This window comes from Halopseudomonas salina (assembly GCF_008641105.1).
In genome coordinates, this window is record NZ_VTTI01000004.1 from 327,315 (window position 1) to 341,615 (window position 14,301).

At 59.0% G+C, this 14,301-nt stretch carries 11 protein-coding genes; 2 read left to right on the forward strand and 9 right to left on the reverse strand.

Annotated elements, in window-relative coordinates; all coding sequences use genetic code 11:
* Positions 1-12 precede the first annotated feature (12 nt).
* The 5 genes from FZF01_RS08930 to FZF01_RS08950 form a co-directional block, all read right to left on the reverse strand.
* A complete protein-coding gene (locus FZF01_RS08930) occupies positions 13-2,724 on the reverse strand; it encodes a cation-translocating P-type ATPase (RefSeq protein WP_150277799.1) in 2,712 nt (903 codons plus the stop codon).
* Between the two features lie 110 nt (positions 2,725-2,834).
* Entirely contained in the window at positions 2,835-4,442 is a 1,608-nt protein-coding gene (locus tag FZF01_RS08935; RefSeq protein WP_150277800.1) for a GMC family oxidoreductase, read from the reverse strand.
* Positions 4,443-4,502: 60 nt separating this feature from the next.
* Positions 4,503-6,221 carry a single-stranded-DNA-specific exonuclease RecJ gene (gene recJ, locus FZF01_RS08940; protein WP_150277801.1) on the reverse strand — a complete coding sequence of 573 codons (1,719 nt, stop codon included), beginning with the start codon at positions 6,219-6,221 and terminating at the stop codon, positions 4,503-4,505.
* A 7-nt stretch (positions 6,222-6,228) separates the two neighbouring features.
* Positions 6,229-6,768 (reverse strand): YaeQ family protein, encoded by a 540-nt coding sequence (locus FZF01_RS08945; protein ID WP_150277802.1) that lies wholly within the window; start codon positions 6,766-6,768, stop codon positions 6,229-6,231.
* Between the two features lie 81 nt (positions 6,769-6,849).
* A complete protein-coding gene (locus FZF01_RS08950; protein WP_150277803.1) occupies positions 6,850-7,347 on the reverse strand; it encodes an MgtC/SapB family protein in 498 nt (165 codons plus the stop codon).
* 180 nt (positions 7,348-7,527) lie between these two features.
* On the opposite strand from FZF01_RS08950, the gene FZF01_RS08955 reads away from it, so the two are divergent.
* Positions 7,528-7,830: a hypothetical protein gene (locus FZF01_RS08955; protein ID WP_150277804.1), complete on the forward strand. Its 303-nt coding sequence runs from the start codon at positions 7,528-7,530 to the stop codon at positions 7,828-7,830.
* A gap of 116 nt (positions 7,831-7,946) precedes the next feature.
* A complete protein-coding gene (locus FZF01_RS08960) occupies positions 7,947-9,143 on the forward strand; it encodes a CaiB/BaiF CoA transferase family protein (RefSeq protein WP_150277805.1) in 1,197 nt (398 codons plus the stop codon).
* Positions 9,144-9,454: 311 nt separating this feature from the next.
* Here FZF01_RS08960 and FZF01_RS08965 read toward each other — a convergent pair whose 3' ends face one another.
* The 4 genes from FZF01_RS08965 to FZF01_RS08980 form a co-directional block, all read right to left on the reverse strand.
* On the reverse strand, positions 9,455-10,660 hold the full coding sequence (locus tag FZF01_RS08965) for a pyridoxal phosphate-dependent aminotransferase (protein ID WP_150277806.1): 1,206 nt from the start codon (positions 10,658-10,660) through the stop codon (positions 9,455-9,457).
* A 13-nt stretch (positions 10,661-10,673) separates the two neighbouring features.
* The gene (locus FZF01_RS08970; protein WP_150277807.1) at positions 10,674-12,083 is read right to left on the reverse strand and encodes an amidase; all 1,410 of its coding nucleotides are present in this window, start codon (positions 12,081-12,083) and stop codon (positions 10,674-10,676) included.
* Positions 12,084-12,127: 44 nt separating this feature from the next.
* The gene (locus FZF01_RS08975) at positions 12,128-13,072 is read right to left on the reverse strand and encodes a D-2-hydroxyacid dehydrogenase (RefSeq protein WP_150277808.1); all 945 of its coding nucleotides are present in this window, start codon (positions 13,070-13,072) and stop codon (positions 12,128-12,130) included.
* A gap of 88 nt (positions 13,073-13,160) precedes the next feature.
* Positions 13,161-14,297: an isocitrate/isopropylmalate dehydrogenase family protein gene (locus tag FZF01_RS08980; RefSeq protein WP_150277809.1), complete on the reverse strand. Its 1,137-nt coding sequence runs from the start codon at positions 14,295-14,297 to the stop codon at positions 13,161-13,163.
* Positions 14,298-14,301 lie beyond the last annotated feature (4 nt).

Here is a 14,301-nt window from a genome sequence, read left to right on the forward strand (position 1 = left end):
TCAAGAGTTGGACTAGGTCCGAGCCAACCCAGGGCGTGGATGTCTGACCCGCTTTTCCAGCTCGAGAACGAGCAGCACAATCACCCCCGCTGCTGGCGCAATTGCCAACGTGCTCCAATCCAGTGGAGCAGTAAGAAACATCGACTGCATAAAGGGTGCATAGGTAAACAGCCATTGCAGCAGGACTATCAGAACAATCACGATCCAGACCGCGCGGGTGCCCAACACCCCCTGCAAGGTGATTGATGCACTGTCCAGATACCGGACGGAGAACAGATAGAACACCTCCATCGCCACCAGGGTATTCACTGCCAGGGTTCGCGCGGCGGCTTCGCCCAAGCCGGCATGGACTGCCCATTGGAAAGAGGCGAATATGCCGCCCAGAAAAAGCAACGATACCAGTACGATGCGCCACACCAGAAAAGCGTCCAGCAGCCCTTCGTCCGCAGGCCTGGGGGGTTTGTGCATCACGTCATTCTCTGCTGGCTCGAAGGCAAGACCCATAGCCAGCACCACAGAGCTGACCAGGTTGACCCAGAGTATCTGCAATGCCGTGATTGGCAAAGCCAATCCCAACAGCAAAGCAACGATCAGACTCGCCGCCTCGCCACCATTGATCGGCAACAGAAAACTGATGGCCTTTTTCAGATTGGTATAGACCGTTCTGCCTTCACGCACGGCCGCGGCGAGGGTCGCGAAATTGTCGTCCAACAATACGATGTCAGAGGCCTCCCGAGCAGCGGCCGAGCCCTTCTGGCCCATCGCGATACCCACATCAGCGCGCTTGAGCGCGGGTGAGTCATTAACGCCATCGCCGGTCATTGCTACCACGCCCCGGGCGCTTTGTAGCGCCTGCACCAGGCGCAATTTGTGCTCCGGACTGGTACGAGCAAAGACGTCTACCCGCTGGGCCAACTCAACCAGAGAAGCGTCATCCAGGGCGTCAATATCCTTGCCGCTGGCTACTTCGCGGGTATTGCGCAACCCCAGTTTCTCTGCAATGGCACGCGCGGTCACTGCATGGTCCCCGGTAATCATCTTGACCTCGATACCCGCCTGGCGACATTCGGCGATCGCCTCCATCGCCTCCTGACGTGGCGGGTCCAGCAGACCTACCAGCCCGATCAATTCCAGACCCGCGCCCAGTGTTTCCACGTTCAGCTCGCCGGAGCCCGAGGGTGCAGGCGCGGCGGCCAGAGCCAGGATTCGCAGGCCTTGGCCCGCCAGCTTATCTATGTGTCGTTGCCAGCGCTCAGGGTCAAGTGGCGCTGCGCTGCCTTCACTGTTGCGCACCATTTCACAGAGAGCCATCACCCGCTCGGGCGCACCCTTGACGAAGATTCGCGCCTGACCGTGATGATCATGGTTGAGTGTCGCCATATACCTCAGGTCGGAATCGAAGGGCACCTCGTCCTGTCGTGGCCACTCGGCGCCGTACCCGTTCAGGTCCAGGCCAGCCTTGGCAGCCAGCACCAGCAGTGCGGCTTCCATCGGATCGCCGACGACCTTGATCTGCTCAGCGGTGGTATCAAGTCTCGCGTCATTGCACAGCAGCGCTGCCTGGGCCAGATCCGCAACCAGCTGCTGCGGAGCAGGTACCGATCCACCGGCACCCTCTGCCGCGCCAATGTCCCCTCCAAGGTCATAGCCGTCCCCGCTGACCGGAAATATCTGATCGTCCAGCACCAGCGCCGCCACCATCATTTCATTGCGGGTCAGAGTACCGGTCTTGTCCGTACAGATGATGGATACCGCGCCCAGTGTTTCTATCGCAGGCATTCGTCGAACCACCGCCTTGCGATTAGCCATGCGCTGAACACCAATCGCCAGGGTGATGGTAAGAATCGCCGGCAGCCCCTCCGGTATCGCCGATACGGTCAGCGCAACCACAGCCATGAACAGGTCAGCGAGCGGCCTGTCGCCAAACTGCCAACCCAGTAAAAATACGCCTAGACCTGCTAGCACAATGACCAGCGACAAATAGCGTGAAAACCGGTTCATTTGCTGAGTCAGCGGGGTTTGCAGTACTGCCACCTCCGACAGCAGACCGGATATGCGGCCGATCTCGCTATGCAAGCCGGTGGCCACCACCACGCCCCGGGCAGTCCCGGTTCTCACCAGGGTGCCCGAATAGGCCAGACATAAACGGTCTCCCAGGGCTGCATCGGCAGGCTGAGTCTCCAGGGCCTTCTCGACGGGTATCGACTCACCGGTGAGCATCGATTCATCGACGCTAAGACCATGTACCTGGTCCAGCCGTATATCGGCCGGCACTCGATCACCGGGCTCAAGCAAAAGCACATCCCCCGGCACCAGATCACTGGCATCGATGTGCAAGCGCTGACCGTCACGCAGGACAGTGGCCCTGGGTGCGAGCATATGACGTATAGCAGCCAGTGCCTTCTCGGCACGACCCTCCTGAATGAAGCCGACCACCCCCTGCACCAGAACAACAGCAAAGATTACTGCGGTATCCAGCCAGTGCCCCAGCAGCGCCGTGACCAGCACAGCACTCATCAGCACATAGATCAGGACGTTGTTGAACTGGGCAAGTAACCGCAACCAAATCGGCCGGCCCTCAGTCTCGGGCAGAATATTGGCGCCGTGCTCTTCAAGGCGACGCTTCACTTCTTCCCGGTTTAATCCGGCTTCCGGCACTTCAAGCGTCTCTCGAACCGCCTCTGTGCTCATGGTATGCCACTGGGTGCGCTTGGTATCCTGCATGGCCTGCTCCTGATCCCGGATCGATTCCCCCTGGCCAGAGTGCCCCGTGCAGACAGACGGGGAGCTGACTCAGATCAAATGTAGACCCGGAAAAGTGGCACAGCGAATTTCTAGCGTCTTTGCGGGGCAAGCATCGTGGCGAGCTTTTCGGCGATCATCAGGGTGGGCGAGCAGGTGTTGCCTGAGGTGATAGTCGGCATGATGGAAGTGTCAGCCACGCGCAGCCCTTGCATGCCATGCACACGCAGCTCGTGATCCACCACCGCTTCGGGACCCGGGCCCATGGCACAGGTGCCCGCCGGATGAAATATCGTCGTGCCTATGGCCGCCGCTGCCTCAGCCAGCTCTTCATCGGTCTGCAATGATTGCCCTGGCAGATACTCCTCGGGCTTATAAGGGGCGAGAGCGGGCGCCGCTGCGATCCGCCGGGTAAGACGTATGGCGTCTGCAGCGACCTTGAGATCATCGGGGTGAGACAGGTAGTTGGGCTGAATAAGTGGCGGCGCTGCCGGATCGGCACTGGCAATCTGTACCCTGCCCCGGCTTTTGGGCCGCAGATTGCAGACTGAAGCCGTAAAAGCGGCAAAGGGGTGCAGAGGCTCGCCAAAACGCTCAAGTGAAAGGGGCTGCACATGGTATTGCAGATTGGCGCGGGGCTGATCCGGATCCGAACGGGCAAAGGCGCCCAGCTGACTTGGCGCCATAGCCAGCGGGCCGCTACGGTTCCACGCATAGCGTAGCCCCATACCCACCTTACCCCACCATTTTGCCGCCATGCGGTTCAGGGTAGGCACGCCCTGGACCTTGAAGATCAGACGTAACTGCAGGTGGTCCTGCAGATTCTCTCCCACACCTGGCAGCTCATGCCGCACCTCGATACCGTGGGACTCAAGCAGCGGACGCGGACCAATACCCGAACGCTGCAGCAGCGCTGGCGAGCCGATTGCACCAGCACAGAGTATGACTTCGCGCTCGACACGGATCTCGAGCTCTTGCCCCTGCCAGCCAACACGCACACCGCAGGCGCGCTTGCCATCGAGCATCAGCGTCTTTGCCTCGGCATGGGTGAGAACGGTCAGGTTCGGGCGTCCGCGCGCCGGCTTCAGATAGGCCCTGGCCGAATTCCAGCGCACTCCACGACGTTGATTTACCTGAAAATAGCTGCTGCCCTCGTTATCACCCGTATTGAAGTCATCGATAGGGGCAATACCATTTTCATCCGCAGCCTGACGAAAGCCGTCCAGCAGGGTCCAGTGCAGCCGCTGGGTCTCGACCCGCCACTCGCCTGCATCGCCATGGTGCTCGCTGGCACCGGCGTAGTGGTTTTCCGATTTGATAAACAGCGGCAAAACCTCCTTCCAGCTCCAGCCAGGATTGCCCGCGGCAGCCCAGCCATCATAGTCGGCCGCCTGACCGCGCATATAGATCATGCCATTAATCGATGAACAGCCACCCAGTACCCGACCCCGTGGATAGCCCAGGCTCCGTCCGCCCAGACCCTGCTCTGGCTGAGTTTTATAGCACCAGTCGGTACGCGGATTACCGATACAGAACAGATAACCGACCGGAATGTGAATCCAGGGATGGTTGTCCTTGCCGCCGGCCTCGAGCAGCAGTACCCGGGTAGCGGGATCTGTCGACAAACGATTGGCCAACAGGCACCCGGCGGGGCCGGCGCCGACAATGATGTAATCGTAGTGGGATTCTGGAGCGCGCATGGATCACCGATATTGTTGTTTGCACCGATGGTGGCACAACAGTGATGTCGCGCAAAGGCTTCAGAGCGGCTGCAAATGCCTGACCATAAGCTGCAGACTCTGACGTCCGCGAAACTCGTTGATGTCCAGGGTATAAGCCAACAGCACGCGTTGAACTCCCGGGTTAGGCCAGACCTTGGGGTCAATATTGAAGGCGATGGCATCCAGCACGTCAGTGGCTCCGGGAAGCTGCAGCACCATCTTCAAATGCCGCTCGCCTACCAGCCGCTGCTGGATGAGTAGAAACTCCCCGTGAAATCCCGGCTCGGGGAAATGTTGCCCCCAGGGACCCGCCTCACGTAACTGCGATGCCAGATCCATATTGAATTCAGCCTGATCCAGCTCGCCGTCAGACAGCAACCTGCCAGTCAGATCATCCGCTGTAAGCTGCCGCCTGACTTCACTGTCAAAGGCGGCCTGAAAGGCCTCGAGGTTGGCCTCGGGCAAGGACAACCCCGCCGCCATCGCATGGCCACCAAATTTGCTGATCAGGCCTGGATGATGCGCCGCAACCGCATCCAGCGCATCGCGAATATGCAAGCCGGCCACCGATCGGGCGGAGCCCTTGAGATCCCCATTGCCAGCATCGGCAAAGGCGATTACCGGACGATGGTATTTATCCTTCAGACGCGAAGCCAGGATACCAATGACGCCCTGATGCCAATCAGGATCAAAGAGGCAGAGACCATAGGGCAGATCACTGTCCTGCAGATCCATCGCAGCCAGTGTCGTCAGCGCCTGCTGCTGCATGTCCCGCTCAATGGATTTGCGGTCCCGATTCAGGCCATCCAGCTCGCGCGCAATATCCTGGGCCAACTGCTCGCTGTCGGTGAGCAGGCACTCGATGCCCAGACTCATATCGTCAAGACGCCCAGCCGCATTCAAACGGGGGCCGACGATAAAGCCCAGATCAGTGGAAACCAGACGCTCGGCCGGCCGGCCTGCGATCTCCAGCAAAGCCCGGATTCCGGGTCTGCAACGCCCAGCCCGGATGCGCGCCAGACCCTGATGCACCAGAATACGATTATTCGCATCCAGGGGTACCACATCGGCCACGGTGCCGAGGGCAACCAGATCCAGCAGTTCGCCCAGATTGGGCTCGGGGCGGGTCGCATTGAACCAGCCCTGCTCGCGAAGCGCCGCACGAAGCGCCAGCATCACATAGAAAATAACACCAACGCCCGCAATGGCCTTGCTGGGAAACTCACACCCGGGTTGGCTCGGGTTGACTATCGCATCGGCGGCAGGCAATTGTTCGGCGGGCAGATGGTGATCGGTGACCACGACTTTCAACCCGGCAGCCTTTGCTGCAGCCACGCCCTCGATACTGGATATCCCGTTATCCACAGTCACCAGAACTGCAGGCTTGCGCGTCAACGCAACCTCGACTATTTCCGGGGTCAGGCCATAACCGAACTCGAAGCGATTAGGCACCAGGTAGTCCACCGGACCTGCACCCAGGGCCCGTAAGCCGAGCACGGCGACACTGCTTGCGGTGGCGCCATCGGCGTCGAAATCCCCAACCACCAGAATCGGTTGTTGCCCCTGCAGCGCCTCAACCAGCACCGCAACGGCCTCCGGCATCCCCTTGAACAGGGTGAAAGGCAGCAGCGCCTGAAGACGCTTGTCCAGATCGGCAATACTACTGACTCCGCGGGCTGCATACAGGCGGGTCAGAAGCGGCGGTAGATCCCCGAGTGCGGGCAGTTCGGCAGGGACGGGACGGGATTCGATTCGCATCAGCAACTCACTGCTCGGCCATCAACCATTCAAGCGGCAGCTCGACCTGAATGGTGGCATCACTGACATAGAGCACGCCATCGGTAATCATCACACCCCAATCGATGGTACGCGTCAGACCCTCTGCCAACAGATCCAGCGGTTCCTGGGGCAACGCAGCGATATGCAGATTTTTCAGGCCAGCAACACCTGGCAGGACCTTGGCCGACCACGCGCGAGCGTTGCCATAAACCAGAAGTGACACCTTCTCGGCACGGCGTGAACACCAGATCAGGCGCTCCGCGTCGGGCTGGCCGACCTCGATCCAGTGCTCGATACGATCATCCAGACTTTTATGCCAGAGCGCCGGTTCATCTACCTCGGAAAGGCCTCTGCCAAACGCCAGCCGCTCCTGGTACCAGATCGCATAGGCGAGCACGCGGGCAATCATCCGCTGGGCTGTCTCGGAGGGATGACGGGCGACCGTCATGCGCATTGACTCGTAGATGCCACGATCGGTATCGGTCAGGTTCAGATGGACTTTATAGGGCGTTGCTTGCTGAGCCATGGGCGTCCAGTTCGGCTTGAAGAGGAGCGCAGTGTACCTTAAAAAGCTGAACGAAAAACGCCAGGACCCGAGTGGATCATATCAACCGTCTTCGGTTTCCTCACCTGTCTTGGGCTCTATCAGCAGAGGCAGCACGTGCAGAGTAATCAGCGCCAAAACCGTTGCCAGAATGGCCACTATTTCCTGCCCAAGCCCCACTGCAACCCCCATTGCTGCGGTCAGCCACAAGCCCGCTGCTGTTGTCAGTCCGCGTACATTGGCCAGTGACTCGCTTTTCAGAATCGTCCCTGCGCCAAGAAACCCCACACCCGCAACAACGCCCTGAATGACCCTGCTCATGGCGTCATTTACCTCGCCGGTCGGGTCTGCGCTTAGTACAAAAAGCGCTGCGCCCAACGCCACCAGCATATGTGTACGCAAACCGGCGGCCTTGCCCTGACTTTCCCGTTCGATACCCAGTATGCCACCCAATATTGCGGCCAACGTCAGCCGTAGGCATACCCGTGTGGTCTGCTCTACATCGTTGATATCGGAAAATTCCGCCGCGACAGTTGTGACAACGACTTCCCAAGTGGACATCCGCCAGCTCCTTTTTTTCAGCTCCTGATTGAAAGCGCTATGCCGTGAATTCACGGGCGCTTTCGGAATTGGAAAACGATCAGACTGATAGGTTCGCAATGACGGCAGGAACAATGGTGCCTGCCATCAGTCTACACTTATCAGAAGCATTTCCTTTTCACCGACTATGAGTGAGCCACCATGTTGAAAGATCTGAAAAATCTCAAAAAACCGATTCAGAGCAAAACCGAACAACTGATGTCCATGGGCGGCGGTGCCATGCTGTTGCGCAAGGGCATTACCCGTCCTGGCATTATAGGCGCCGTCAGTCTGGCGATAGGGGCGTACACCCTGTACCGCGGAATCAAGGCCTATCGCGCCAGCCACGCTATTGATCATGCCGGCAGCAGCATGGCCACGCCCGCAGGCGCGCTGACAGATCAGACAAAATCATCGAACCAGCAGACCGTTCCGGCAACACCGGTCAAGAGTCCGCTCGGCTGACATACCAGGCCGCCGTCCTCTCCGGGCGGCGCCCCACCTCCATTACCTCCCCTACCTCATCGCAGTCCCATCGAATAGACTGACGCTCCCTCCCTCGCATGGATTACGGAGCCCCCATGAACACTGCCAAACCCCTGACAGGCCTCAAGGTTGTTGAACTCGGCACCCTGATCGCCGGACCATTTGCCGCGCGCATCTGCGCCGAATTCGGTGCCGATGTCATCAAGGTCGAGTCGCCTGACGGCGGTGATCCGTTGCGCAAGTGGCGCAAGGTGTATGAGGGCACCTCTCTCTGGTGGTTCGTGCAGTCACGTAACAAGCAATCTTTGACCCTTAACCTCAAGCATCCCGAGGCATTACAGATACTCAAGGAAGTGCTGAAGGATACGGATATCCTGATCGAGAATTTTCGACCGGGTACATTGGAGAAACTGGGTCTGGGGTGGGATGTGCTGCATGAGCTCAACCCTGGACTGATCATGGTCCGGCTATCCGGGTTTGGCCAGACCGGACCGATGAAGGATCAGCCGGGTTTCGGTGCCATCGGCGAATCGGTCGGCGGTTTGCGGTATATCACCGGCTTTGAAGATCGGCCGCCCGTGCGCACAGGCATATCCATCGGCGATTCGATAGCGGCCCTGTGGGGCGTGATTGGCGCCCTCATGGCGCTCAGACACCGTGATATGGCCAATGGCGAAGGACAGGTAGTGGATGTGGCACTCTATGAAGCCGTATTCGCCATGATGGAAAGCATGGTGCCCGAGTTCGACGTCATGGGCTTTGTCCGCGAGCGCAGTGGCAACATCATGCCGGGCATTACGCCCTCCTCCATTCATAACTGCGCAGACGGCAAGGCGGTGCAGATTGGCGCCAATGGCGATGCCATCTTCAAACGTCTGATGCACGGCATCGGTCGGCCAGATCTCGCAGGGGACCCTGAACTGGCGGACAACGCCGGCAGAGATACCCGCCGCGATGAGCTATATGCTGTCATTGATCGCTGGACAGGCACTTTATCGCAAGCAGAAGTTCTGGAGATTCTGAACAGGGCAGATGTGCCAGCAAGCCGCATCTATTCGGTGGCGGACATGTTCACTGACCCTCAGTTTCTGGCACGTGAGATGTTCGTCTCTGGCCAATTACCTGATGGCAGGGAATTCAAGATGCCCGGAATAGTGCCCAAATTATCGGCGACGCCGGGGTCGACCGAGTGGGTTGGACCGGCGCTGGGCGCACATACGCAAGCGTTGCTTGCAGGGATGGGGTACAGCAGCGAAACCATTGCGCGGCTGCGCAAAGAGGCGGCGATCTGACTAAGTCAGAGCCGCAGATGCGCCATGACAAAGGTTCATCACAGCGCACCGCGTTGACGCTCTCGCCTGGCGGGCAACGCCCGCCGCGAGGCTAACTCAACGGAAGCCGAGGAACGACAGGATAGCGAGAACAATTACGACGGCACCAACGATATAGACGATGTTATTCATAAGACATGCTCCAATAAGGGGGAAAACCGCATTCTTTTGAAATGCGGCTTAATCCTTGGACAGTCAGAATCGCAAAAGGTTGTAAAAATAGGTGAATAGAGCAATTCCACGTTTACCTATCAGGTCCAATACACACCGAATCAACTGAAATCCTGCTTGTGCATCCAGGGGATGATTCGCTCGAAAGCCTGCTCGATATTGTCCAATGAGGTCGAATAACTCAACCGCAGCGCGTTACTGCAACTGTGGCCGAACGTCTCACCGGGAATGGTACAGACCCCCGTTTCCTTCAACAGACGCAACGCCACATTGGTGCCATTCACTCCCTCGGGCAACGACGGGAACAGATAAAAGGCGCCCTCCGGCTTGTAACCGGTCAGGTGCGGCGTCTGCTCAACGAGCTCTACCAGCCGGTCACGGCGGCGAGTGTATTCGGCAAGCATGCTGTCGATGAAATGACTCCCGCCGTTCAAAGCCGCCACGCCGGCCCACTGACAAGGGGTGTTGGCCACAGTGGTGGTGAACATGTGATAACGGCGCAGCCGCTTGATCGCGCCCTGACTGGCGATAATCCAGCCGATCCGCATACCGGCCATGCTGTAGGTCTTGGAAAAGCTGCTGACCACCATCACGTTATCAAGATCACTTGTATGGCCAAGCACCGAAGGGTACTCCTTGCCATCATAAATGAGGTGATCGTATACCTCGTCACTGATCACCTCGATCCCCCGATAGGCTGCCTCTTGCAGAATCGCCTCGAGGGTTTCCTTCGGGTAAACCGTACCCGTGGGGTTGCTCGGCGAATTGAGAATGATTGCGTAGGTATTGGGCTGGATAGCATCAATTACTTCCTGCGGATCCAACTGATGGTTCTTCTCGGCGCGGGTGGCTATTTCCGTTACTTCACCTCCATTCATCCGCAGCAACGGGGCGTAAAGCATGAACGCCGGATCGGGCACGATAAAATGCCGGCCCGGTGCAGAGACCGCCGTCAACGCCAGGTAAAGCGCCTCCGTTGCCCCAGTGGTGATCATGATATTGTCTGGCGAAAGCTCTCGCTGATAGCGTTGGCCGTAGTACAGGGCCAGGGACTCAAGCAGCTCCGGGAGTCCTGCATCCATCGTATATCCAGTCTGACCGGCCCGCAGGGCCTCAACCGCGGCGTTGACTACATTTTCGGGTGCGGGCAGATCTGGCTGGCCGATGGACAGATGAATGACATCCTCCATGGCAGCGGCCATGTTGACCATCTTGCGGATACCCGGAACCGGAATCGCCATCATCGCCGGGTTCCAGATAGGGTCTTCGGATTCGTACAGGTCGATATCCAGCGTGCTCAGGGACATGGCGGACTCTCTCTCAGGAATTGAACAACTCGGGGCGACGATCTGTCAGTGGTGCGGCCTGCTGGTAAGCATGACCCGCCTGCAGCAACAGTGCATCGTTGAATCTGGCTCCCACCAGCTGCAAGCTGATCGGCAGGCCGGCCTTGTCGAAACCGCAGGGCACCGACAGGCCCGGCTGGCCGGTCATGTTGAATGGGTAAGTGAAAGGCGTCCAGGTGGGCCAACGCGTGCTGGGCCAGTCGCGCGGCACCTCACGGCCAGTTTCAAATGCAGTAATTGGCAAGCTGGGCGTCAACAGCAGATCATACTTGCGATGGAAGTTGGCCATACGCTCGCGCAATGCCATGGACTCATTCACTGCACCCATGTAATCAAGCATGCTCAACCGCGCCGCTTTTTCCGCCACCTTGACCAGTTCAGGATCCATCCGCTCGCGCTTTTTCGAACCCAGGTCGCGCATCGCATTTGCTGCACCACCATAAAACAGGTGACCGAACGCCCCCAGCGGATCGCTGAAACCGGGGTCGACCCTGACCACTTCCGCGCCCAACTCCTCGAAGACCTTGGCGGCCTGAGCTACGGCAGCTTCGACCTCGGGATTGACGTCGACATAACCTAGATTCGGGCTATAGGCAATTTTCAGGCCTTTGACACCTTTGTTGAGATCCGCCAGATAATCAATATTGCGTCGCGGAATGGCATTGGTGTCGCGATGGTCAGGTTCGCACAGCACATTCATCATCAGCGCGGCGTCCTCGACCGTCCAGGTCATCGGCCCTGCGTGGGCCAGAGTGCCAAAGGGGCTGGCTGGCCAATGGGGCACCTCACCAAAGGATGGCTTGAGTCCAACTATCCCGCAAAAGCCTGCCGGTATACGGATTGAGCCACCAGCATCGGTTCCCAGCGCCAGCGGGGCCATGCCCAGCGCCACGGCAACGCCGCTGCCGCCACTGGAACCACCGGCGGTCTTTTCCGGATTCCAGGGGTTGTTGGTTACCCCATCCACCGGATTGTCGGTTACGCCCTTCCAGCCAAACTCCGGCGTTGTAGTCTTGCCGATGGGGACGTATCCATGCCGGGCCAACGCTGCAGTGGCTGGTGCCGACTTGTTCAGCGTGCTCTGCGGATCAACGGTGTATGAGCCTTTGATGGTTGGCCACATAGGCGTGAGAAATACGTCTTTCACCGCAACAGGTACACCATCCACCAGGCCCCGCGCTTCACCCTTGTGATAACGCTGCTCTGATTCGCGTGCCAGGCCAAGGGAGGTTTCCCGGTCTACCAGACAGAAACCGTTGGTATGCTTATCCAGGCGTTCGATCTGGTCCAGCATCGCGCCGGCCACATCCACTGGCGACAGCGTCTTGTCCCTGTATTGCTGCAAAAGCTCTACAGCGGTCATCCGCAAAATCTCGTTGGACATGTGTTTCTCCTGTCAATTACATCTGATGATTCAGCCGGAGCCGATCAGCCTTTGGAAACCTGATTGAACAGAGCTTTGTGCTGAATCCAGCCCTGAAAATTGGCCACGAACTGCTCACCGAGAGCCTGTTGCCAGCCCCGGAAGTCCCCAGCCATGTGCGCCGACATCATGACATTTGGCTCATCCCACAGCGGATGTTCCGCGGGCAACGGCTCCTCTTCGAAGACATCCAGAGCCGCGCCGGCTATCTGGCCCGCACGCAATGCCTCCAACAGATCATCGGTACGCACGATCGGCCCGCGACCGACATTGATCAACCTCGCACCCGGCTTCATCAGCGCAAAGGCCCTCTCATCGAATAGCCCCTCTGTATCGGGGGTCAGGGGTGCGGTTATCACAACGTAATCGGACTCGCGCAGACAGTCGAACAACTGATCGTTGCCCAGCACCTGATCAAAACGCTCGTCTTCGCGTGGGGCCCTGGCAATACCGGTAACGCGCATTCCGACCGCCCTCAGCAGCGTGGCCACTTCACCACCGATCGATCCCGCGCCGACAATCAACGCTCGGGTGTCGCAAACCATTTCGGTGTCACGGTGCTGCCATTGATGCCGGCGCTGCAACGCCAGATTGCCCAGGGTGTCCTTGGCGAACAGTAATACGGCGCCCAGCACGTATTCGGCGATCCCCCTATCGAATACGCCCCGGGCATTGGTTACCGGAATATCACTGTCGACCAGAGCGGGAAACATCAGGGCATCCACACCGGCACTGGTGGCATGCACCCACTGCAGACGTGGTTGCTCCGGCCAGCAGCGTTCCAGCAGGCCGGTGCGAAAATCGGTCACCACCAGTACATCGGCTGTTGGCAACAGCGCGCGCAATCGCGCTTCGTCACTGACGGTTTCGACCCGAACGTCGGCAGGCAAACCGCCGAGCCCGGGCAGTTCGTTTTCGCCTTCGGCGACCAGTACCAATACGAAAGTCATGACATACAACTCCAACTATGGCGGCGGACTTCAAGAATCCGCTGGTAAAGCGACAGGCGAATCAGGCAAAGCCCTTCGCCAGGAGATCTCAATCAAGCTGCGCAATGATGCCGTCGGTTACTTCACTGCAACGGCGCGCCTGTGTGTTGCTGGTCAGCAAATCCTGTGCCACGGCCTGGCGTAATCGCTCGGCAGAAGGGCCAAAACCCAGCCACTCGAGCATCATTGCCGTGGTCAGCAACATTGCGGCCGGGTTGGCCTTGCCCTGGCCTGCAATATCCGGCGCACTGCCGTGGGTCGGCTCAAACAGTGCAGGCATCTCCCGGCTATCGGGGTTGATGTTGCATGACGGCGCCAGACCAAGACCACCGGACAACACGGCAGCCAGATCGGTCAGGATGTCTCCGTGCAAATTACTGGCCACCACCACATCAAACTCCCAGGGGCATTGCACGAATTTCATGCACGCGGCATCAACCAGTTGGTGAGTGACGCCGATATCAGGGAACTCGCGGGCCACCTCGGCAAAGACTTCGGTGTACAGCTCGCCCCACGCCGGCTGGGCATTGCGCTTGGTAATCAGGCACACCTGAGCCGCTGCAGTGCCCTTCTCGGCGCAGAAAAAGCTGCGCGCAGAACCATGGATCTGCAAACGCTCGCGCGCTCGAACAAAGGCATGGCGAATCAGTCGCTCGGTGCCACGGCGGGTAAATATCTCCAGCTGGGTTGCCACTTCGTGGGGCGTCCCCTGCTGCAGGCGTCCACCCTGGTTCACATACTCCCCCTCGCTGTTCTCACGGATGACCAGCATGTCTACCTGCTCCGCGCGGGGGTCCGCCAGATAGCGCGGGGCCCCGGGCAACAGACGCGCCGGCCTTTCGCAGGCCCAGAGATCCAGACCCTTGCGAAAAGTCAGTAAGGGCGCCAGTGATACACCATCGGGCAACCGATAGCGTTTGTGGTCCACAAGCGGCCCCGGGTCCCCCAGGGCGCCCAACAAGAGGGCGTCGTAGTCGCAGGCCTGCGTTAGTGCATCATCCGGCATCATCTGACCGTGCTCCTGATGCCAGGCGGTACTGGGCCATGCCAGTACATCCCAATGGAGACGCAGACCATCGCGTTCACGCAACCTTTCCAGAACCCGGACTGCCTGATCCATCACTTCAACGCCGATACCGTCACCGGGCATCAGTGCAATCCGGGCGGCTTTTGCAGTCGCAGTCATCAAT